This is a genomic window from Enterococcus avium ATCC 14025 (assembly GCF_000406965.1).
Lineage (GTDB): Bacteria > Bacillota > Bacilli > Lactobacillales > Enterococcaceae > Enterococcus_A > Enterococcus_A avium.
Map to the genome: position 1 here is coordinate 194,517 of NZ_KE136363.1, position 20,181 is coordinate 214,697.

The 20,181-nt window shown below is 39.1% G+C and carries 22 protein-coding genes; 12 read left to right on the forward strand and 10 right to left on the reverse strand.

The genetic code is table 11. The features are described from left to right. Window positions 1-15 precede the first annotated feature (15 nt). From nagA to OMU_RS11085, 3 genes are all read left to right on the forward strand, one after another. On the forward strand, window positions 16-1,161 hold the full coding sequence (gene nagA, locus OMU_RS11075) for an N-acetylglucosamine-6-phosphate deacetylase (RefSeq protein WP_016180004.1): 1,146 nt from the start codon (window positions 16-18) through the stop codon (window positions 1,159-1,161). Window positions 1,162-1,285: 124 nt separating this feature from the next. Next, entirely contained in the window at window positions 1,286-1,987 is a 702-nt protein-coding gene (locus OMU_RS11080) for a gamma-glutamyl-gamma-aminobutyrate hydrolase family protein (protein ID WP_016180005.1), read from the forward strand. A 45-nt stretch (window positions 1,988-2,032) separates the two neighbouring features. After that, window positions 2,033-2,551 (forward strand): nucleotidyltransferase domain-containing protein, encoded by a 519-nt coding sequence (locus OMU_RS11085; RefSeq protein ID WP_016180006.1) that lies wholly within the window; start codon window positions 2,033-2,035, stop codon window positions 2,549-2,551. A 16-nt stretch (window positions 2,552-2,567) separates the two neighbouring features. Here OMU_RS11085 and OMU_RS24020 read toward each other — a convergent pair whose 3' ends face one another. Then, window positions 2,568-2,816 (reverse strand): hypothetical protein, encoded by a 249-nt coding sequence (locus tag OMU_RS24020; protein ID WP_016180007.1) that lies wholly within the window; start codon window positions 2,814-2,816, stop codon window positions 2,568-2,570. A 24-nt stretch (window positions 2,817-2,840) separates the two neighbouring features. Beyond that, window positions 2,841-3,011 (reverse strand): hypothetical protein, encoded by a 171-nt coding sequence (locus OMU_RS24025; RefSeq protein ID WP_016180008.1) that lies wholly within the window; start codon window positions 3,009-3,011, stop codon window positions 2,841-2,843. 165 nt (window positions 3,012-3,176) lie between these two features. On the opposite strand from OMU_RS24025, the gene OMU_RS11095 reads away from it, so the two are divergent. After that, window positions 3,177-3,878 carry an ABC transporter ATP-binding protein gene (locus OMU_RS11095; RefSeq protein ID WP_034877173.1) on the forward strand — a complete coding sequence of 234 codons (702 nt, stop codon included), beginning with the start codon at window positions 3,177-3,179 and terminating at the stop codon, window positions 3,876-3,878. Between the two features lie 12 nt (window positions 3,879-3,890). After that, window positions 3,891-6,506 carry an ABC transporter permease gene (locus OMU_RS11100; protein ID WP_016180010.1) on the forward strand — a complete coding sequence of 872 codons (2,616 nt, stop codon included), beginning with the start codon at window positions 3,891-3,893 and terminating at the stop codon, window positions 6,504-6,506. 94 nt (window positions 6,507-6,600) lie between these two features. On the opposite strand, the gene OMU_RS11105 is transcribed toward OMU_RS11100, so the two are convergent. Both OMU_RS11105 and OMU_RS11110 read right to left on the reverse strand, forming a co-directional pair. Next, complete coding sequence (locus OMU_RS11105) at window positions 6,601-7,194, reverse strand: FUSC family protein (RefSeq protein WP_016180011.1); 594 nt, start codon at window positions 7,192-7,194, stop codon at window positions 6,601-6,603. A 99-nt stretch (window positions 7,195-7,293) separates the two neighbouring features. After that, window positions 7,294-8,253: a Gfo/Idh/MocA family protein gene (locus OMU_RS11110; RefSeq protein ID WP_016180012.1), complete on the reverse strand. Its 960-nt coding sequence runs from the start codon at window positions 8,251-8,253 to the stop codon at window positions 7,294-7,296. Window positions 8,254-8,418: 165 nt separating this feature from the next. Between OMU_RS11110 and OMU_RS11115 the strand changes: the two genes are divergently transcribed. The 5 genes from OMU_RS11115 to OMU_RS11135 all read left to right on the forward strand — a co-directional run bounded on the left by OMU_RS11115 (window position 8,419) and on the right by OMU_RS11135 (window position 11,982). Then, complete coding sequence (locus OMU_RS11115) at window positions 8,419-8,952, forward strand: hypothetical protein (protein ID WP_016180013.1); 534 nt, start codon at window positions 8,419-8,421, stop codon at window positions 8,950-8,952. Window positions 8,953-8,968: 16 nt separating this feature from the next. Next, window positions 8,969-9,751 carry a M15 family metallopeptidase gene (locus tag OMU_RS11120; protein WP_016180014.1) on the forward strand — a complete coding sequence of 261 codons (783 nt, stop codon included), beginning with the start codon at window positions 8,969-8,971 and terminating at the stop codon, window positions 9,749-9,751. A 9-nt stretch (window positions 9,752-9,760) separates the two neighbouring features. Further along, the gene (locus OMU_RS11125; RefSeq protein ID WP_016180015.1) at window positions 9,761-10,375 is read left to right on the forward strand and encodes a glycoside hydrolase family 73 protein; all 615 of its coding nucleotides are present in this window, start codon (window positions 9,761-9,763) and stop codon (window positions 10,373-10,375) included. 38 nt (window positions 10,376-10,413) lie between these two features. Further along, window positions 10,414-11,100 (forward strand): beta/alpha barrel domain-containing protein, encoded by a 687-nt coding sequence (locus OMU_RS11130; protein WP_016180016.1) that lies wholly within the window; start codon window positions 10,414-10,416, stop codon window positions 11,098-11,100. Between the two features lie 186 nt (window positions 11,101-11,286). After that, complete coding sequence (locus OMU_RS11135; RefSeq protein WP_306418695.1) at window positions 11,287-11,982, forward strand: C39 family peptidase; 696 nt, start codon at window positions 11,287-11,289, stop codon at window positions 11,980-11,982. 53 nt (window positions 11,983-12,035) lie between these two features. Here the strand turns inward: OMU_RS11135 and OMU_RS11140 are convergent, their stop codons facing one another. Then, the gene (locus tag OMU_RS11140) at window positions 12,036-12,767 is read right to left on the reverse strand and encodes an HAD family hydrolase (protein ID WP_016180018.1); all 732 of its coding nucleotides are present in this window, start codon (window positions 12,765-12,767) and stop codon (window positions 12,036-12,038) included. A 214-nt stretch (window positions 12,768-12,981) separates the two neighbouring features. Between OMU_RS11140 and OMU_RS11145 the strand changes: the two genes are divergently transcribed. Beyond that, entirely contained in the window at window positions 12,982-13,473 is a 492-nt protein-coding gene (locus tag OMU_RS11145; protein ID WP_034877160.1) for a pyridoxamine 5'-phosphate oxidase family protein, read from the forward strand. A gap of 41 nt (window positions 13,474-13,514) precedes the next feature. Here OMU_RS11145 and OMU_RS11150 read toward each other — a convergent pair whose 3' ends face one another. The 3 genes from OMU_RS11150 to OMU_RS11160 are packed head-to-tail and all read right to left on the reverse strand — an operon-like array spanning window position 13,515 to window position 15,880. Beyond that, complete coding sequence (locus tag OMU_RS11150) at window positions 13,515-14,177, reverse strand: DUF2238 domain-containing protein (protein WP_016180020.1); 663 nt, start codon at window positions 14,175-14,177, stop codon at window positions 13,515-13,517. Then, window positions 14,167-14,676 carry a nucleoside 2-deoxyribosyltransferase gene (locus OMU_RS11155; protein WP_016180021.1) on the reverse strand — a complete coding sequence of 170 codons (510 nt, stop codon included), beginning with the start codon at window positions 14,674-14,676 and terminating at the stop codon, window positions 14,167-14,169. Before OMU_RS11155 ends, OMU_RS11150 begins: the two co-directional genes overlap by 11 nt. Continuing rightward, the gene (locus OMU_RS11160; protein ID WP_016180022.1) at window positions 14,663-15,880 is read right to left on the reverse strand and encodes a GNAT family N-acetyltransferase; all 1,218 of its coding nucleotides are present in this window, start codon (window positions 15,878-15,880) and stop codon (window positions 14,663-14,665) included. The genes OMU_RS11155 and OMU_RS11160 overlap by 14 nt, the downstream gene beginning before the upstream one ends. Before the next feature lie 215 nt (window positions 15,881-16,095). Here OMU_RS11160 and lepA point away from each other — a divergent pair, with 215 nt between their 5' ends. Then, entirely contained in the window at window positions 16,096-17,934 is a 1,839-nt protein-coding gene (gene lepA, locus OMU_RS11165) for a translation elongation factor 4 (RefSeq protein WP_016180023.1), read from the forward strand. 109 nt (window positions 17,935-18,043) lie between these two features. Here the strand turns inward: lepA and OMU_RS11170 are convergent, their stop codons facing one another. Both OMU_RS11170 and OMU_RS11175 read right to left on the reverse strand, forming a co-directional pair. Beyond that, entirely contained in the window at window positions 18,044-19,195 is a 1,152-nt protein-coding gene (locus OMU_RS11170) for a site-specific integrase (protein WP_016180024.1), read from the reverse strand. A gap of 84 nt (window positions 19,196-19,279) precedes the next feature. Beyond that, window positions 19,280-20,158: a DNA adenine methylase gene (locus OMU_RS11175; protein WP_016180025.1), complete on the reverse strand. Its 879-nt coding sequence runs from the start codon at window positions 20,156-20,158 to the stop codon at window positions 19,280-19,282. Window positions 20,159-20,181 lie beyond the last annotated feature (23 nt).

Below are 20,181 nucleotides of genomic sequence, written 5' to 3' on the forward strand. Positions count from 1 at the left end.
AAGGGAGAGCTCACAATGAAAACATTTATTTATGCTGACAAATTCTTTTTAAACTCTGGTGTAAAAGGTGCAGGTTATTTAGATGTCACTGATGGCATTTTTGGAGCATATACGAAGGAAAAACCAGAAGGAGCAGAAATCATTGACCAAAGTGGAAAATGGATCGCCCCTGGTTTAGTGGATACACATATTCATGGCTATAAAAATCATGACGTGATGGACAACGATGCTGATGGCATCAAGGTTATGTCTGAAGCTTTATTATCTTGTGGTGTAACAAGTTTCTTACCAACAACGCTGACTTCTTCGAAAGAACGTTTGAAGGATGTTGCCGAAACAATTGGAAAAATGTACAAAGAGGTTGACGGCGCGAAAATTCAAGGAATTTACTTTGAAGGACCATTCTTTACAGAAGAACACAAAGGGGCACAAAATCCTAGCTACTTTGGTGATCCAGACTTGGATACATTCCATGAATGGCAAGAAGCTTCCGGCGGTTTGATCAAAAAGATCGCTTTAGCGCCTGAACGTAAAGGTGTTAAAGAGTTTGTCAAAACAGTCACTGATGAAGGTGTAGTCGTTTCATTGGGACACTCAAATGCGACATTGGAAGAAGCTCAAGAAGCCGTTGAAGCTGGAGCAAGCGTTTTTGTTCATGCTTATAACGGGATGCGCGGCTTGAATCACCGTGAACCAGGTATGGTTGGTGCACTATTGACCTTACAACATGTCTTCTCTGAATTGATTTGCGATGGGCACCATGTGCATCCACAAGCAGCTGAAGTCTTGATGGAAAAGGCTGGACATGATCATGTGGCATTGATTACTGACTGTATGATGGCAGGCGGTATGCCTGATGGTAACTACAATTTGGGCGAATTCCCAGTCGTGGTCGCAGAAGGAACTGCCCGTTTAGAATCTGGTAATTTAGCCGGAAGTATCTTGAAATTGAAAGAAGCAATCAAAAATGTGGTTGATTGGGGAATTGCGACTCCGGAACAAGCCGTGATGATGGCTTCATATGTACCAGCAGTCAGCTGTAAAATTGATGACAAATGCGGGATGATCGCTGAAGGGCGCGCTGCGGACTTCATCGTATTAGAAACTAACATGGATCTTGTAGCAACTTACCTTGATGGTGTTGAACGCTACCACGCGTAAATGAAAATAAATTTTTAACTCGGTCAATTTTTTGATCGAGTTTTTTTGATTTTGCTCAACTTTTTATGGTAAAATTTTTGGCAAAAGTTTTTGTGAGGAAAAATTTAATTAAAAGGAGAAATCTATGGGACCAATAATTGGTGTTATGCCGCTGTACGATGAAGACCGTGATAGTATTTGGCTGTTACCGGGGTATCAAGATTTGATTGAACAAAATGGCGGGATTCCCCTCATACTACCGTTGACGACTAATAAAGAGACGTTGCGTCCATTTTTGTCCATTTGCAGCGGTTTTCTTTTCACTGGAGGACAAGATGTTGACCCTGCTTTGTATGGAGAAGAAAAACAACCAGTCTGCGGTCCACAAAGCCTAACTCGTGATGAAATGGAGCTTTTTTTCATGAAAGAAGTGATAGCCGAGGACAAACCTTTACTAGCCATTTGTCGAGGTGTCCAATTACTAAACGTTTTGTGCGGGGGCACACTTTATCAAGATCTGCCAAGCGAATATAAGAGTAAGATTGATCACCATATGAAGGCTCCCTATGATCAAGTTCAACATAAGGGTGATCTGCCTGAAGATAGTTTGTTACAGCAACTATTGCAGCGAGATGAAATGGGAGTAAATAGTTATCATCATCAGGGGATTAAAGATTTGGGTGCTGGATTAGAAGTGACAGCGATCTCGACAGATGGATTGATTGAAGGCATTTCTTTACCAGATGCGGAATTCGTTTTAGGTGTTCAGTGGCATCCTGAATTTTTCAATGCTGTTACGGTGGAAAACCAAGCATTGATGGCAGCGTTTCTTGCAGCATGTAAATAAACGCACGCTAAATCAAATGTAAAATGACTTAACGGGAGGAAAATAATGGCTTATGAAGGAAGCAAAACTATCCCTGCAGACAAGGATAGTTTTCTTTGGATGATTGATTTATTAAATGAATGGCAAATTGATTATCGGGTGGAAGGCGGCTGGGGGATCGACACCCTTTTAGGAAAACAAACTCGAGAGCACCGAGATATCGACATTGATTTTGACGCTTCCGCTGAGGCAGAATTAATGGAAAAGCTATTAGAACTTGGGTACCAAATCATCACTGATGAGCGCCCCACGCGGGTGGAATTGTATCATCCTAAACATGGCTTCCTCGATCTTCATCCCTTTGACCTTAGTGAGGCAGGGAAAATGAAGCAAGCAAATCCTGAAGGTGGTTGGTTTGAGCTAGAAGCCGATTGGTTTTCAGAAGCCATCTTTGAAGGACGCATGGTTCCTTGTGTTTCTGTTGAGGGACAAAGATTGTTTCACAGCGGTTATGAATTAAGAAAGATCGATATAATTGATTTGGATAAGCTGAACGATAGCTATCCAGTCGACAATTCTCAGTAAAACAGACTGAGATTACTCAGCTAGAAGATAGATAGGATTCGACTTCATGCTGTTGTAGTCTTCGTATTTCTGTTTTTGGGAATGCTTGATAATCTTTGCGACGATAAAGCGCGTGATGATGATCCGTGCTTTTTTTCTTATTTTCAGCTAAATAGTCTGCATAAGCTTCGTCATTTACAAAAATTTTATAGGATTTTCGACCAGTTTCGCTGATGATTTCGTAGATACCACAGGGCACTCCTTGAAGCTGATCAGCAACTCTCAAGTAGAGCTTTGCGATCTCCAAGCTTTAAAAAGGAAAATCAATTCGTTGCAGTTGGCGCTTCTCATCTTTTTGAGAACAAATACATCTACCGCAGGTTCCGCAGAGATACTGTTCGTGATTTTCTAGACAGTCCCTTTTTCCTAGTAAAGGTGTCGCGCGACAATTTACTGCATAACATTCTGCACATTCTTCCATGATTATAATCCTCCTTTTTTCTTTATTATGTAATCAAAAACTGCAGTTTTCAATCATTTTTTTAAAGTATATTTTTGTAGGCTAGCGACATCTGTCGTTGGCTTTTTTTTTCGCTATGTTAAACTAAAGGAGTTAATAATTATGATAGATGAGGGGGATTATTCAATGTCTTATATTGATGTTATAGATGAGAGCAAATATTACAAAATGGGTGAGACCATTATCAAAGCCAATGAAAAGATAAATTTCTCGATCGAAAAGGGAGAGGTCGCCGTAATCCTTGGTCCAAGTGGAGCAGGAAAATCTACAGTGTTGAATATTTTAGGCGGAATGGATAGCTGTGATGAAGGGAAAGTGGTGGTGGATGGAACCAATATTGCTGCTTTCAGTGATAAAGAATTAACCACTTATCGCCGTAATGATGTCGGATTCGTTTTTCAGTTTTACAATTTGGTTCCTAATTTGACAGCTAAGGAAAATGTTGAATTGGCCTCACAAATTGTTTCGGATGCCATGGAGCCTGAAGCAGTTTTACAATCAGTTGGATTAGGTGAACGGATGGATAATTTTCCAGCCCAACTTTCCGGTGGAGAACAACAGCGGGTAACGATCGCACGGGCTTTGGCAAAACGACCAAAATTGTTACTTTGCGATGAACCGACGGGGGCTTTGGATTTTGAAACTGGAAAACAAATTCTTAAAATATTACAGGATACTGCTCGGGAAAATGGCACGACAGTTGTCATCATCACCCACAATTCGGCGATTGCACCAATGGCTGATCGGGTGATTCGGATCAATGATGCCCAAGTGCGCAGCGAAGAGTTAAATGACCATCCTCAATCAATTGAAGATATTCAGTGGTAAGAGGTGAATAAGATGAAAAAAGCGATGCGACGAACGAATTGGCGTGAGATTCGCCAATCAAAAACTCGATTTTTCTCTATCTTGGGAATCATTTTCCTAGGTGTCGCTTTTTATGTTGGCTTGCGGGCGACTGGACCAGATATGCTTAAGACGGCCTCTAGTTATTATCAGAAGCAGAACCTGGCGGACACACGAGTGGTCTCTTCCCTCGGAATTACCGCTACTGAAATTAAAAAGATTGAAGAAGTTGAAGGCATTAAAGCAGAAGGGCGTTACTTTCAAGACGTTAATTTGAGTAAAGAAGACCAAGTCTTTCGTATTTTTAGTTATGATTCAAAGCAGACATTGAATCGCGTGGTGGTTACTAAAGGACGTTTGCCGAAAAACTCAGAAGAAATCGTTTTGGATGATCGAGCTTTAGAAAAGGGCTATAAGCTGAATCAACGCTTCGACATTTCAGCTGATGAGACACAAAAGCATTTCAAAAGAGCAAATTTTAAGATCGTTGGTTTCGTAAAAAGCCCCGAGTTTATTGAAACGATTTCTCGTGGAAATACGACAGTTGGAAAAGGATCAATTGATTGCTTCGCCTTCATTTTGCCAGAGAGTTTCACGCAAAAGGTCTACTCTGAGGCGTTGATCAGCTACAAGGATTTAGAAAAAAGTTCTGCCTATTCTGATCAGTATGAAAAACGTTTGAAGAATGATCAGAAGAAACTGAAAAATCAATTAAAGGAAATTGCACCTCTTCGTTTAGCTGATTTAAAGAAGGAGCAGCAAGAAAAACTAGATCGGGCGAAAGAGAAATTCCAGCAGGAAACATCCTTAGATATTGATCGACTTACTCCTAAGCAATTGAGTGGGATAACGGCATTGAATCCTGAGCTTCCTGAGCAATTAGCGACTCTGGAAAAACAGCAGCAAACGATTGATCAGTTGCCAGCGCCAGAGTTCCATCTGTTTGATCGCTCAGAGAATCCTGGCTATAGCGAGTTTAAAGACAACGCTGACCGAATCTCGTCACTTGCTTCGGTCTTTCCATGGATCTTCTTTTTGATCGCGGCTTTAGTTACGCTAACGACTATGACTCGAATGGTTGAGGAGAAGCGCAATGAATTAGGAACGTTTAAGGCCTTGGGTTATCACAATGGTGAAATCGCGGAGAAATATTTGCTCTATGCTACATTGGCAGGTGGCGGCGGAACACTACTAGGTCTAGCAGTCGGTTTCTACTTGCTACCAGTGATTATTTTTGATGCCTATGGGCAATTGTATAATCTGGAGGATGTGTTAACACCTTGGTATCTATCCTATGCACTAATTGCTTTAGCTGTAGCCTTAATCTGTTCTGTCGGCTCTGCTTGGCTTGTTCTGCGCTACGATCTAAGAGCAACACCAGCAACTTTAATGCAACCTAAGGCACCTAAAAATGGCAAAAGGATCTTTTTGGAGCGATTGGGCTTTGTCTGGCGACGACTGTCATTCAGTCAAAAGGTGACTTTGCGGAATTTATTCCGCTATAAACAGCGAATGCTGATGACAGTAATCGGAATTGCCGGTTGCATGTCAATGATTATCACAGGATTTGGGTTGCGAGACTCAATTGGCGATATCGTTACCCTGCAATTTGATAAGCTTTGGCATTATCAAGGAACGATAGTTTTCAATGAGCCGCCATCATCGGAACAAGAACAAAGCTATGTGAAAGAGTTGGATACTTTAGCGAATTTTCAGGCGCATCTGTTTGTTTCTTTAGAAACCTTTACGGCACAAACAGAAGGAGTTTCAAAGCAGGAAATTAGTCTTTCGGTTCCTAAAGAAACAACGAAGCTATCTGATTTTTTGTCTTTTAAAAATCGAAAAAATGATATCCGTTATTCTTTAACTGATAATGGTGTCATTATCAATGAAAAACTGGCAAAGCTATTTGATTTGAAACATGGGAGTCACTTTAAAATCAAGTCTATTTCAGGCAAAGAGTACGAGGTAAAAGTAGCTTCAGTGGCTGAAAATTATGTTGGACACTTTATTTATATGACACCGAACTATTATCAACAAATATTTGATAAAGAGCCGACATACAATACGGATCTTTTACTTTTCAGTAAGGAACCAAATCAAGAAACAGAAAATCGAATAGCGAAACAATTAATGGAAAACTCCGAAATTGCTAATGTCAGCTTTATGTCGAAGTCACGTGATGTGCTGAAGGACACGGTGCGAAGCCTCAATATTATTATGTGGGTATTAATCGTTTCAGCCGGACTTCTAGCATTTATCGTTTTGTACAATCTGACCAATATCAATATCTCTGAACGAATTCGGGAATTGTCTACGATTAAGGTTTTAGGCTTTTATGACGGCGAAGTAGTTCGCTATGTCTATCGGGAGAATATTCTGTTGACGCTGATGGGGATTTTGTTAGGATTGGTTTTAGGGAAAATCGAGCATGGCTATATTTTACAAACGGTTGAACTGGATCTGACTATGTTTTCGCCGGATATTCAACCGTTAAGTTATCTTTATGCTAGCTTGATTACCTTGTTCTTTACGCTGGTTGTCGGAATAATCATGTATTTTCGCTTGAAGAAAATCGATATGATTGAAGCGTTAAAGGCAAATGACTAAATTCTTACTATGTTTAATCTCATAGGAAACATCGGTAGCAAAAATACTGATTTCCTAGGTGGTGTTTTTACCGTGAACAAATAAAGGATCAGGCCTATTTATGGGTCTGATCCTTTATTTGTTTGCGTACGTCATACAGCATTTTATTCAGATCCGCCTCTTTTTTGCGCAGTTCAACTAGATCCTCTTTGATCTGTTTCTCTTTTTCATCTGTCTGAGGCGAAATAACGCCATTTAAAGAAATCCCAATGATTGTTCCGATGAACGTGTCTAAAACACGATTCAACGCGTAAACAAAGGACTCACCTTGGGGGATACTCAAGGCAATCAACAGCATCGTAGCAATTGCTGAAATGATTCCCGAATTATTATTCAGTCCATCAGAGAGAACGATCACCAAGATCACGAATAGAGGTAAAATGAACAGTTCGATCAAAAAATCATTTTTAAAAAAAGCTTGAATATAGTAAAAAATCAAAGCTAATAATCCGCCAAGGGAGTTTCCTAATACGCGGGAACGGCCAAAGGAGATGCTCGTGGTTAGATCCTGACGCAGAGAAAAAACGGCCGCCAATGCAGCGATCAACGGAGAACCGCGATCGGTCACATGAAATAACAAAATACATAGCATGACAGCTAAGGCGGTTTTTATCGTTCGCATACCTAAACGAAAACGACCAATTTGCAATATTTCCTCCTACTTTCTTTTCTTTATACTTAATAGTTTAGCGGAACTTTGACAAAAAAACAAAAGGCATTGCCTAAACAATGCCTTTTGTGGAGGAGACTATTGGTTTTGTCGCCATTTTTGCTGCATTTGATCTAGAATGTCGATGACGTCTTTTGTGAAAAAGAGTGATTTATTCGGTATTTCACCTTGGATCATTTGCACCATATGTTCAATCTCGTAATTCATTGCATTACTAGAAAATCCGGATTCGATTAGTTCTCTAGTTCCATCGTTAAAGAAAATTTCCGCTTGATCAGCCCTAAGATATTCATCAATCGTTAAATAGCCATTCTCAAATGCAACGATCCCTTTTTTCGGCATTTTCGCCTGGAAAGTCAAGCTAACTGTAGCCAGCTCGTTCTTGTCATTTTGTAGAATTGTTACTGATTGCTCATCGACACCAGTGGAAAAAGGCACCATGGTTGAGGCGATCACAGCAGGCTGTTCAGTCATAAACCAACGGGCAAAGGAAACTGCATAGGTTCCGATGTCTAGTAAGGCACCCCCGGCTAGATCAGGATTAAAGAAACGATTAGTTGGATCAGGTTCTTTGTAACTACCAAAAGGCGCTTGGATCATTTTTAATTTACCCATCCGACCAGTATCCATAAGTGCATGAAGTTCCTTATATAGAGGCATATTAAAGATCGTCATAGCTTCAGCTAAAACCAGTTCTTTTCTTTCCGCTAATTCAATTGCTGATTGCAGCTCAGACAGATTCATCGTGATGGCTTTTTCACACAATACGTGCTTACCTGCTTCCAAAGCTTGCATGATATGTTGATGATGCTGGCGATTTGGCACGGCAATATATATAATAGAAATATCCTTATCAGCTAATAATTCTTCGTAGCTGCCATACGCTTTTGGCAAATCGTATTGTTCAGCAAATTTTTCTGCTTTTTCTAAAGTACGTGAGGCACAAGCGGTAAGTGTACTTGTTGTTTGGTCAAAACTTTCTGCAAAACTGTGGGCGATGCCGCCGAGTCCGACAATGCCCCATTGTAGATTGGTCATAGTAATCCTCCTAAAGCTAGATTTAAATTTTCAATAATAAATAGATAAAACTTGTTGCGTCATTTTCCAAAGTATAGCAGTAAATGTTAAAATATTTCAATCGATTTGCCAAAGAGCTGTTTTTTTTTCTAAAAAATCAGTAAAATAGAGAAGGAGGGATTTTTCGTGAATCAAATTTATTTAGATTTAGTAATGAGTGCAATTTTTGAACAATTTCATACCGAGCAAGACTTTTACCAAGACTATTTAGGGGTGAATGAGGTTCAATGGCAACAGTGGAAAGCTGGCCAAAATAACTTAACACCAGAAGCAAACCAAAAAATCAAAAACTTGTTCAGTGATTATGAATGGATGTTAAGTCAAAAAGTGATTCGCCAAACTTTTTTGTTCCCCGAAAAACGTCCAACTGCAGTAGCTGAATATCGTGAAATGAAGACGATCGTTGCTCAAAAATGGATCGCCAGTGGATTAGCTCAGGTGGAGATGATTCCTTTTAAAAATAAAAATGAAGAAGAAAACCATGATTTTATCGATTTACGCGTAACGATTGATTATGATAGTTGGGGATATAGTGATATACTGAGTTTTCGTTTACCAGCTCATATTCAAAACCAAATCGCAAGTGCACATAAAAAGACTGCATTACTTGATTGGGTAAATGAGAATTTAACGGAGACATACACGTCGTTAGACGATTAACGAGAGGATTTTTAATTTGAAAAAAACAGTAGGACTACTTTCAGTCATCATCATGTTCGGGATGACCGCTTATTCGCTTTTTTACAGCACGCCTGCAGAATCGGATGCTAAAAAAGAAACAGCTACGACCTACTCATTCGAGAAAAAGAAAACAACGAAGAAGAAAAATGCTGTGCAAAAAGCATTGCCGGATTCTAATGCAAATGATTGGAACCTTGTATTAGTTGGTCCTAAAAATAAAATTGAAAAAGAAGTAGCTGAAAGTCAGTTGACTACATTATCAGACAATAGTCATCAAGTTGATAGCAGAATTGCTAAAGATTATGAGGAATTTTCTGAGGCTGCAACAGAGGCGGGCTTTCCTTTAGTTGTCATCTCAGCCTTTCGTTCGGTTGATTCCCAAAAGGAAGTCTTTGATACAAATGTTAATGGCTTAATCAGCGGCAATGGAATGTCCGAAGAAGACGCGATTGCCAAGACGAAAGAAACGATTACCGAACCAGGCTATAGCGAACATCATACTGGTCTGGCTATCGACGTCGTTGACCAAGATTGGTACAATTCTTATTCGTCACAAGTGTTAGACGCTTCTTACGGGGATCAGCCTGGCGCTAAGTGGATCGCTGAGAATGCACCAAAATATGGCTTTATCATCCGTTATTTGAAGGATCGTCAAGATATTACTGGCATTACTTATGAACCGTGGCATATTCGCTATGTAGGTAAGGAAAATGCCGAGTACATTTCTAAACACGATCTGACACTAGAAGAATTTTTGAAACAGTTGTCAGCCAAGTAAGGAGGCACCATGCCTAAAAAAACTTATAGAAAACGAAAGTCCAACGTGTCGATCCCGTTAATTTTTGCCGGGATTTTAGTTATTGGGTTGGCTTTCGTTTTTTCTTTACATACATTATCCAATTCTGGTGTTGAAAATGAACCGCAGGAAGAAACGCTTACTCGCCAGCAGTTCATTGATCAATTAGCACCTCACGCCAAACAATTGCAACAAGGATATGGCGTTTTGCCTAGTATTATTTTAGGACAAGCGATTTTAGAGTCTAATTGGGGGCAATCTCAATTAGCGAGTCAGTATAAAAATCTTTTCGGCATTAAAGCTTCTGGTGATCAGCCCAAAGTAAGTTTGGAAACTAAGGAATATGTAAACGAGCAATGGATCACGATTCAAGGAGATTTCAAAGTATATAATTCTTGGGAAGAATCTCTAGATGATCATACGATGCTCTTTGTGAACGGAACAAATTGGGACCCACAGCTCTATGCAGGCGTTTTGACTGCCACCGACTATAAGCAAGCAGCCCAAGCTCTTCAAACCGCAGGTTACGCGACTGATCCGGATTATGCAAATAAGATCATTAGCGTGATCGAATCATATAACTTGGATCAATACGACCATTCATAGTAGAATTGGTTTAGAAACCTGTTAGGGAGATGGATGCTATGGCAGAAAACAATGCACCTGAAATTATGACTGAGCTACGAAAAGATATCGTACGAGTACCGGAAGTGATCCAAAAAGCTTCTGGAATCGTCATTTTTGGAAAAAAAATTCGATCTATAATTTTTACAACAGATATCGCGATTATCAGAAACACGGATGCGGATGCAGTGATTGCTGTTTATCCCTTTACACCGCACCCTGCAATTACCAAGAGTATTATAGAAGCAGCTGATATTCCGGTTTTTTCTGGAGTAGCAGGAGGCTTGACTCATGGTTCTCGCTCAGCATATATGGGAATGTTTGCGGAATCGCAAGGTAGTATAGGCGTTGTGGTAAACGGGCCTACACCAGTAGAGACCATTCAAGCAATCGAAGACGTGGTGGATGTTCCATTAATTGCAACGGTCACTTCAAAATACTCTAAGATTGAAGAAAAACTAGCAGCTGGAGTTGATATTATCAATATCAGTGCTGGAAAAGATACAGTGGATGCGGTGAAGCATTTTCGTAAAATGTATCCTGAGCTTCCAATCATCGCAACTGGCGGTCCGGATGAAGAGACTATTGAATCCACGATTGATGCAGGAGCGAACGCGATTACTTATACACCGCCATCTAATGGCGTTCTGTTTAGTAAGAAAATGGAAAAATATCGAAAAATGGAATATGACGAGGGTCATCAATAGAAAAACCACCGAGAATCGGAATTGATTTTCGGTGGTTTTTTCGTGCGCTTCTTCTTACGTTTTAGGTTCAGTTAAGCTCTATTTGAGATACTTTTATGAACCTAAGAATAAGGGGGAAGTATTATCAAACGAGTAATTAATAATCTTGGAATCCTTGCACTTATTTTGGGCGGTGCATTCATTTATTTGAGTAATACGGAGAATTCACCTGCAAATAGTCAAACCACCGATTCATCAACAGCAGAAATTTTGATGGCAGATACCGATCTATCGACTAATCAATTGCTTGATGTGCCTTTAGAGGATCAATATGGTGGGGAGGTTGCGATGGAAAATGGCTGCGAGATTACAGCATTATCCATGCTACTAAACTATTACGGATATGGGACAGATAAAAATGAACTAGTCGACCTGCTTGATTTTGTTCCACTTTATGAAGATGCAGAAAAAAGGATTCACGGGAATCCCCATGACGGTTTTGTGGGTAACATCTATGAAGGCTACGAGGCAATGGGCGTCGCTGTAGAACCGATCGCTGAAGTGGCTAATGAAGTTGTGCAAGATAATCAAAAGGTTGTGGCTAATAATGACACATCATTTGATGACCTTGTCAGAGTTATTCAGACTGGCACACCTGTCTGGGTAATTACGACGGTTGATTTTCAAGTACCAACGGAGGATGATTTTCGAACATGGCAAACGACCAGTGGTGAAATAGAGGTATCACCTTTATGTCATGCCGTCATCATCACAGGTGTTGACGAGGAGAATGTTTATGTTAATGATCCCTATGGCTATAAAAATCGAGTAGTAGATCGTACTGATTTTGAAGAGATTTATCAGCTGATGGGCAGTGAATCCTTGTATTTGGAGGACAAATAAAAAGACATGGAATTTTTCCCCATGTCTTTTTCAAATCTGTTTCAAAAGTTCATTTACGCGAAAATATGCTGGAACGTTGGTAATAATTGATCGAATGAGGTAAGCTCGATGTCTTGAATTTGAGACGTTCCTTTTGGTAATTGGCGATTACGATGATTCAGCCAGAGAGATTGCCAGCCGGCACGCTTTGAGCCAATTACATCATTGTTAAAATTATCGCCGACATATAATGAGTTTTCAGGGTTTAAGGAAAATTGTTTTTTTCCTAACTCAAAAATTTCTACATCCGGTTTTTCATAACCTGTAGCTTGCGAAATGATGATATTGTCCTCACTGACCCAATTTAATAGCCCTAGCTGCAGAATTTTCTTATATTGATGGTCTGTTGGTCCATTCGTGATGATGCTAACTGGGACTTTTTTAGATTTCAGAAAATCAAGGGTCTTTTCAACTTCCTGATGCATGGTGATAGCATCAAGCTCAGCTTCGTAGACCTCTTGGAAAGTCAACGCTTCCTCATCCGTAATATGGGGATAATCCAAATCTTTCAGTGATTGACTGATTCGGTGAGAACGCATATATTCTAAGGTCCATTCTTGAGTAATGACCTTATTAAAGTTTGCGTCACTATGAACACGGAAGCGGGTGTAAAGAGGGAGCATATCTTCCTCGCTTACTAGTGGAAATAATTTCTGGACTGCTTTACGGAATGGTTCTTGTTGATCGTAAATAGTATCATCGATATCAAATACGACAGTTTCAATCAAAATCGACACGCCTTTCATTTTCAGCAAATTTTCAAATTATTACAGTTGCTATTTTAGTACAAAAAATCACACAAAAAAAGAGTAAAATCGTTGATTAGAAAAGGTTTTTACTACTAAAAAAGACAAACCGCTGTCTATCAATTTTCAGTATTTGGAACTAAAAAAAGATTTCTTTTTGAATTCTAATCTATTATGATTAGAGTAAAGAATTTGGATAGGTGGAGAAAAAATGATGCGAAGAAAAAAAAGACAAGTTACAGATTTAGAATCAATCAAAAACTTAGTCGAAAAATCACAGGTTGTAAGAATTGCCTTGAACGGTGAGGATTATCCTTATGTTGTTCCAGTGAACTTTGGGTATGAATGGAACGAGGAGAAATTAACGCTTTATGTTCACGGTGCGAATGAAGGTAAGAAAGTCTCCATGATCAAAAACGATCCTAAAGTAGCAGTAGAAATGGATGGCAACCACAAATTAGTTGAAGGAACAAGAAACGCCGCATCCTATTCCTATGCGTATCAAAGCTTGATTGGCTTTGGAAAGGCTGAGCTTTTAGATGATTTAGAGGAAAGAAGGAAAGCCTTGCATTTATTGATGGATCATGCGGCAAAAGGGGCTGAGTTTGATGAAATTCCAGAAGGTATGCTGAAGCGTACAGGAATCATTAAAATTACCTTGGACTCTTATACGATGAAAGAAAATATCCATCCTGACGATAAATAAAAAGATTGCAAACCGCATTAAAAACGGTTTGCAATCTTTTTTTACTTACGGATCTTTTTCAAACGATATTCTTCAAAGTGAGCGGCATCTCCGCGACTTTGAACATGTGCGTAAATTCCCATTAAGACCGCACCAATCGTATTGGTCAAGAGATCTCCCATCGTGTCCATCAGTGCCTCACGTCCGACTAATAGTTTCCCGGCAGAAGTTGCATATCGTTGAAGATTCATATCCGCAACGGTATCGCAAAGAAATTCCCAGAACTCCCAGAAAACGCCGCAAAGACCTGCAAAGGCGAAACCAAATAACAAGAATAGCCAAGGTGATGTTTTGCTGATATCAGCATCCTTCATGAAATATCCGATCAAGCCATAGCCAAGCGCCGTCAAGACCATTGGACTCACGGTATGCAGGATCTTATCCCAGAAGGAAATGATCGAGATCATGTGCAGAGAAGTTCCTAAAAAGACAGAAATCACTAAGAAGAACCAATAAAAATAAATAATTTTTTCAGGTAAAACGATTTTGAATAATTTCGTAATGATTTCTGGCAAGAAAATCAAAGCAATCCCAGCTAAACACTCGATTACGAAAATCACTCCTTGTTTAGTAGAGTATTTACCAATCACAAATTCGTAAATATTGTAGAGCAAACAGATTGCTCCAAAAATCAAAAGAGCCAAACGGTATTTTTTATAATTCATGGAACTCACTACCTTCTATAAAAGATTGGATTTGCTCTAACAACACTTTTTCAGTGCTAACGATTGTGCCGTTTAATTTGATTAATCCAACGGTATAAAGATTTAAGTAATGAAATTGATTTTCTGCAGGTGTTTGCAACGCCTCTAACTTCTTTCGATTATCCGCGCCTTGTTGACGAGAATCTGTATACAATCCAATAACAGGAATGCCTTTCGCGTAAGCAACGCCGATTTCAGAAGCAACACCTGCATCAATGGTCAATCCATCTAACAACGCCACCATCAAATCACTTTTTAAAACCTCTTCAGTATCGGCAAGCGCGATCATCTTACTGTCAGCATACGCTGATTTATCATTAATTCCTTCATTTTCCTGAGGTAAATAAACGGTGAGCGTTGAATCAATTTCTCGAATTTTTTCAACTAAATACTTGTTATAAAGTAAGTCGCTTTGTGCAAATAGCGATGCAGCAAAATAAATGTGTTTAGAAGTAGTCACTAAAATAAGCCTCCATATCTGGGATTGTTGTTTCTAATAATTCAATTGCTTTTTTGTCGGCCTCAAGCCGCTCAATTCGCGCGAGATACGCAGCACGCCGATAATTCATCAGCATGCAGGTCAAGGTTTGAATATTCAGCGCGATTCGTCTTCCCTGAGGCTGATCGGAAATAGTTAACTCATCTGCGTCATTCCAGCTAAGGGCAAAAATGCCATTGTTCCATTCAGCAACGGGGTCCTCCACCTCAAAATAGAAGGGTTCGACTGATTTTTCAAATGGGTATTCCAATAAAAACTCTTTTACATCAACGATCCGCGCCATAAAGAAAGGAGCAATTGTCTCGGTGATTTCGCTGTCATCCAATAAGAAGGAGAGGGGTTCATTTTTAAAAATATCGCCCTTGACCCAATAAACCATCGAAAAATGCGCGCTAATAAAATTCCATAAGCCATTGCGTGCTTCTTGATTTAAGTAGAACATTTCCTTAATATGGAAAACCTCGTCAGAAATCCAATAAAACAACACACCAGTCGGTTTTTTATCAGCGTTATAGTAAATTGCGGCGATACGTTCCTCTTCATTTTCAAATCGCCAATACTCTTCCCAATTCAATTCCTTTCGAATCATCGCCCCGTGATTATTTAAGGCAAATTCATGATAGACTTGATAAACATCAGGATCATCGACTTCCTTACGCTCGACGATTCCTGGCAGGTCAACTTGTTTTGGCAGCTGGGTGTCTTTGATTTTAAAGCTAAGCTTGTCAGACATAATTTCCCAACCCTTACGGCGATAATATGGGATGTTGTAAGGATACAAGTAGGAAATCCATTGTTGATCCTCACGCATTTGGACTAAAGCCTTTTTGATTAAATCCTTCATCAAGCCATGATTGGCATATTCGGGATAGGTTCCAACACCAGTAACGCCGCCCATTTGGAAAAGCTTCCCGTGAATATTTACTTCACAAGGATAAATGGCTATCTGGGAAATCAAATTATCACCATGGAACCAGCCAAAAACTTTCGATTGTTCTAAGACCGGCTTTTTCGCCCGCACCATTTCTCTTTTATTCTCGTATCCGCTATTTTCAATATCACTTTCTGTCACTTGAAAGACATAACTAAGCAGCTCATCATATTGCGCTAAGTGTTCCTCACCTACAGGCTTTAAGACGAGCTGTTCCTTAAAGTCACTATCCATACGTTCATCTCCTAAAAATAGTATTATATGAGTTATTCCACTAAACTGATTAAATAGCTAGTAGAATTCAGCCTCAAATTAATCTATATTCTAAGTATAGCAAAACAAGCATGATATTTCTCTTACTGACTTTTAGAAATAGGGGAAAAGACTTTTTTTCTATTCCGATCGTTGGTATAATTGACAGTGCTGATTAAAAGAAATGAGGAACATTGATGAATATAGAAGAAATGAAGAAACGCCAGCAGATGATTCGAAATTTTTCGATCATTGCGCATATTGATCATGGGAAGTCGACATTGGCTGACCGAATCTTAGAACAAACGAATACTGTAAGTTCCCGTGAAATGCAGGAGCAATTGCTAGACTCAATGGATCTTGAACGTGAACGTGGAATTACAATCAAATTGAATGCGGTCGAGTTGCATTATACTGCTAATGATGGTCAAAATTATATTTTCCATTTGATTGACACGCCAGGACACGTCGATTTTACCTATGAAGTATCCAGGAGCTTAGCCGCCTGTGAAGGTGCAGTTTTAGTTGTTGATGCGGCTCAGGGAATTGAAGCCCAGACACTAGCGAATGTTTATTTAGCGTTAGACAACGATTTGGAAATCTTGCCAGTCATTAACAAAATCGATTTACCAGCCGCTGATCCAGAGCGAGTTCGTAAGGAAATCGAAGATGTGATTGGAATTGATGCGGAAGATGCGGTTCTTGCTAGTGCCAAAACAGGCATCGGGATTAGCGAGATTTTAGAGCAAATCGTAACGAATGTTCCTGCACCAAGTGGTGATTTAGATGCGCCATTAAAAGCGTTGATTTTTGATTCCGTTTATGACAGCTATCGTGGCGTTGTCTTAAACGTTCGTATTACGGATGGAATTGTCCGTCCCGGAGATAAGATTCAATTGATGAGTAACGGCAAAACCTTCGATGTAACAGAAGTTGGAGTTTTTTCACCGAAAGCTGTTCAACGAGATTATTTGATGGTAGGAGACGTCGGCTACATTACTGCCAGCATTAAGTCTGTCCAAGATACGCGCGTTGGGGATACCGTGACACTTGCGAATAATCCAGCAGCAGAAGCCTTGGCTGGCTATCGTAAAATGAATCCGATGGTGTTCTGTGGTCTCTATCCGATTGATACCTCTCGTTATAATGATTTGCGAGAAGCGTTAGAAAAATTGCAATTAAATGATGCGGCGTTACAATTCGAACCAGAAACCTCACAAGCTTTAGGCTTTGGTTTCCGTTGCGGCTTCTTAGGTCTGCTACACATGGATGTAGTTCAAGAACGCCTGGAGCGTGAATTTAATCTTGAATTGATCACCACGGCACCATCCGTTATTTACCATGTAAACTTGACTGACGGCACGCAGTTGATTGTGGATAATCCTTCAGATTTTCCTGATCCATCAAAAATTCAAAACGTAGAAGAACCTTTCGTGAAAGCTAATATTATGGTACCAAATGATTATGTCGGTGCTGTTATGGAGCTTTCTCAGCGCAAACGTGGCGAGTTTATTACTATGGATTATCTAGATGATTATCGCGTGAATGTTGTTTACAATATTCCATTGTCGGAAATTGTCTTTGACTTCTTTGATAAATTAAAATCAAGTACAAAAGGGTATGCCTCATTGGATTACGAAATGGCTGATTATCGCGAAAGCCGCTTAGTTAAAATGGACATTCTATTGAATGCTGAAAAAGTCGATGCCTTAAGCTTTATCGTTCACCGCGAATTCGCCCAAGAACGTGGCCGTGCAATCGTGGATAAATTGAAGACCTTAATCCCACGTCAGCAGTTTGAAGTACCGATCCAAGCAACTATTGGTACCAAAATCGTTGCCCGTACAGATATCAAAGCTTTACGTAAAAATGTATTGGCTAAATGTTACGGCGGGGATGTTTCTCGAAAACGGAAATTGTTAGAGAAACAAAAAGAAGGGAAGAAACGGATGAAACAGATTGGCTCCGTTGAAGTCCCTCAGGAGGCATTCATGGCTGTTCTGAAAATGGATGAGGATGAACCTAAGAAGAAATAAGGGTTTGTTTGAAAATAATTCTAAAAATGATTGTGATTTTCATAAATATTCGCCCGTTGTTCGCCCAGAGGTTTTATTGGGCGAACATTTTTTATGAAAACGAGCAAATTTAGTTCATTGAACGGCGAAGGCGTTGGGCGAAAATATCAACGGCTTCATTTCGCATTTTTTTCGTCACATGAACATACTTATCCATAGTAGTAGAAATTCGAGAATGGCCAAGTCTTTCTTGAACAATTTTTGGTTTTACACCATCCTCTAAAAGCATGGTTGCATGAGTGTGTCTAAGGGAGTGGAAATTGAAATTGATTCCAAAATTTTTTTTAATCTTGCTAGCTGACCATTTTATTGAGTTCGGAGTCACAGGTTCGCCGTTTTCTTTAGTACATACGAACGTACTATCATAATAGAATTTCCCGTAACGCATTCTGTTTTCCATTTGTCTTTTTTTATGTGTGCGTAACTCTGCAGTCAACATATCGTCAATACTGATCGTACGATAGCTGGCTTGCGTTTTGGGTGTTCCTATTTGTATACCCGTTTTGTCTTGTAGCATAATCTTTTCTACAGTCACTGTTTGATCTTCAAAAGAAATATCATCCCAGGTTAAACCACAAACCTCACCGCGTCTTAGTCCCGTATGAAACGCTATTACTAAAGGAATATGGAAAGAATCGGAGGGGGGAGTATTGTCTAAGATTTGTAAGTACTGATCCATTGTTATAATCTTCATATCATCACGAGTTTGCTTTGGCTTCGATTCAAAAGCAGGCATCTCTACATATTCCATCGGATTATTGTTAATTAGTTGATATGGGAAAACTGCACGGCGAAAAGCTCCTTTTAAGACAGTAAAAATAATTTCTACTGAGTGTTTGGAGAGTTTATTACTAAATCCATCCGGAAGTTTATTTACTAGTTCTTGTAGCTTTGCTGGACCAATTGATTGAAGCTGATATTTTCCAATTTCAGGTTTTACGTACTTTTCAATCACATTTTTATAGTTTTTTTGCGTATTATACTTCAATTTCTTTTCTACATAGTTTTCGAACCAATAATCAAAATAATCGGAAACACTGACATCTGTTAAATCAATTTTTCCACCTCTTTTGTATTCATTCATCGCTTCTCTTAAATGTTCTTGGGCTTCTGTTTTTGTATCCCATCCACCTTTTTGTATACGTTGACGTTTTCCGCCTACTTTTGCCATTTCAATGACATAATGCCATTTGTTGCCAATTTTTCGTACGTGTCCGTTCATGATTATTTTCTCCTTTGTATAGGTAAATATGTTTATGAATACAAACGTATGTTCTTTTTGGTGTAGAAAGAAAAGCCCGAAGGCTTATCCTGATATTGATTGTAACTTCACTGTTTGTGTTGATACTAATTTTGTTTTAGAACTAGCAAAAATATATTCATTGGCTACACGTTTTCTATTTGCTGAGTATACTAATGAATATTGAAAAGATTTATTAGCTTTTGAATATAAATCTGCTATTTGAGGTGTTTTATCGTATGTTAGTATCCAATAAAAATCATCCATTTCCATGATTTTGTCTCTAATTACCTTATGTTGATCTTTATTATAAAATGAGAGATAAAGTGATTGGCCTTGTTCATAATAGGGCGGGTCAAAAAAAGTAAAAAGACGCTCCTTAGGATATGACTTCTTAAGAATGTTTACTAAGTTTGCAGCATCTTCATTGAATAAGTGAATTCTGTGTTTTTGATTCGCAATCTGTCGTATTTTCCGAATTGAAGTTTCTTTTGTAAACCTACAATCGATTTTATATTTACTGATTTGATCCTGTCCACCAATTGGGCCACCAGAAATAATCCCACTAATATTGGTTCTGTTCAGAAAAAAAGTTGCAAAAGCACCAAGAAGGGATTTCGGATCTTTACCATGTTTTTGATATAGAGTTTTTTGATTCTTCCACTCATCTAAAGTGATTGGTGTTTTTTCTATGAGATCAATAAAAGATTCAGTTTGATTAATAATCATGTTCCAGAAAGAATAAATTGCAGGATCAAAGTCATTTATTATTATTTCCTCGACAAAATCGCCTAGGAGTAGTTCAATGGCTACTCCCGCACCACCAGCAAAAGGTTCACAATAGATTGGTTTAGTTATATTGTTAGCATCTATTGTCGACTTAACAAATTTCCATAATTGAGTTTTTCCACCCGGATATCGTAATGGGGACTTTGTATGTGGCAAGTTCATCACCTCGAATTTATGAT

Excerpts from the sequence above, each read along its gene's own strand:
- OMU_RS11130 (WP_016180016.1), top strand. The coding sequence starts at position 10,414 with ATGGCAGAAAACAATGCACCTGAAATTATGACTGAGCTACGAAAAGAT.
- OMU_RS11170 (WP_016180024.1), bottom strand. The coding sequence starts at position 19,195 with ATGAACGGACACGTACGAAAAATTGGCAACAAATGGCATTATGTCATT.
- OMU_RS11145 (WP_034877160.1), top strand. The coding sequence starts at position 12,982 with ATGCGAAGAAAAAAAAGACAAGTTACAGATTTAGAATCAATCAAAAAC.
- OMU_RS11160 (WP_016180022.1), bottom strand. The coding sequence starts at position 15,880 with ATGGATAGTGACTTTAAGGAACAGCTCGTCTTAAAGCCTGTAGGTGAG.
- OMU_RS11140 (WP_016180018.1), bottom strand. The coding sequence starts at position 12,767 with ATGAAAGGCGTGTCGATTTTGATTGAAACTGTCGTATTTGATATCGAT.
- OMU_RS11085 (WP_016180006.1), top strand. The coding sequence starts at position 2,033 with ATGGCTTATGAAGGAAGCAAAACTATCCCTGCAGACAAGGATAGTTTT.
- OMU_RS24025 (WP_016180008.1), bottom strand. The coding sequence starts at position 3,011 with ATGGAAGAATGTGCAGAATGTTATGCAGTAAATTGTCGCGCGACACCT.
- lepA (WP_016180023.1), top strand. The coding sequence starts at position 16,096 with ATGAATATAGAAGAAATGAAGAAACGCCAGCAGATGATTCGAAATTTT.
- OMU_RS11095 (WP_034877173.1), top strand. The coding sequence starts at position 3,177 with ATGTCTTATATTGATGTTATAGATGAGAGCAAATATTACAAAATGGGT.
- OMU_RS11150 (WP_016180020.1), bottom strand. The coding sequence starts at position 14,177 with ATGAATTATAAAAAATACCGTTTGGCTCTTTTGATTTTTGGAGCAATC.
- nagA (WP_016180004.1), top strand. The coding sequence starts at position 16 with ATGAAAACATTTATTTATGCTGACAAATTCTTTTTAAACTCTGGTGTA.
- OMU_RS11125 (WP_016180015.1), top strand. The coding sequence starts at position 9,761 with ATGCCTAAAAAAACTTATAGAAAACGAAAGTCCAACGTGTCGATCCCG.
- OMU_RS11080 (WP_016180005.1), top strand. The coding sequence starts at position 1,286 with ATGGGACCAATAATTGGTGTTATGCCGCTGTACGATGAAGACCGTGAT.
- OMU_RS11100 (WP_016180010.1), top strand. The coding sequence starts at position 3,891 with ATGAAAAAAGCGATGCGACGAACGAATTGGCGTGAGATTCGCCAATCA.
- OMU_RS11110 (WP_016180012.1), bottom strand. The coding sequence starts at position 8,253 with ATGACCAATCTACAATGGGGCATTGTCGGACTCGGCGGCATCGCCCAC.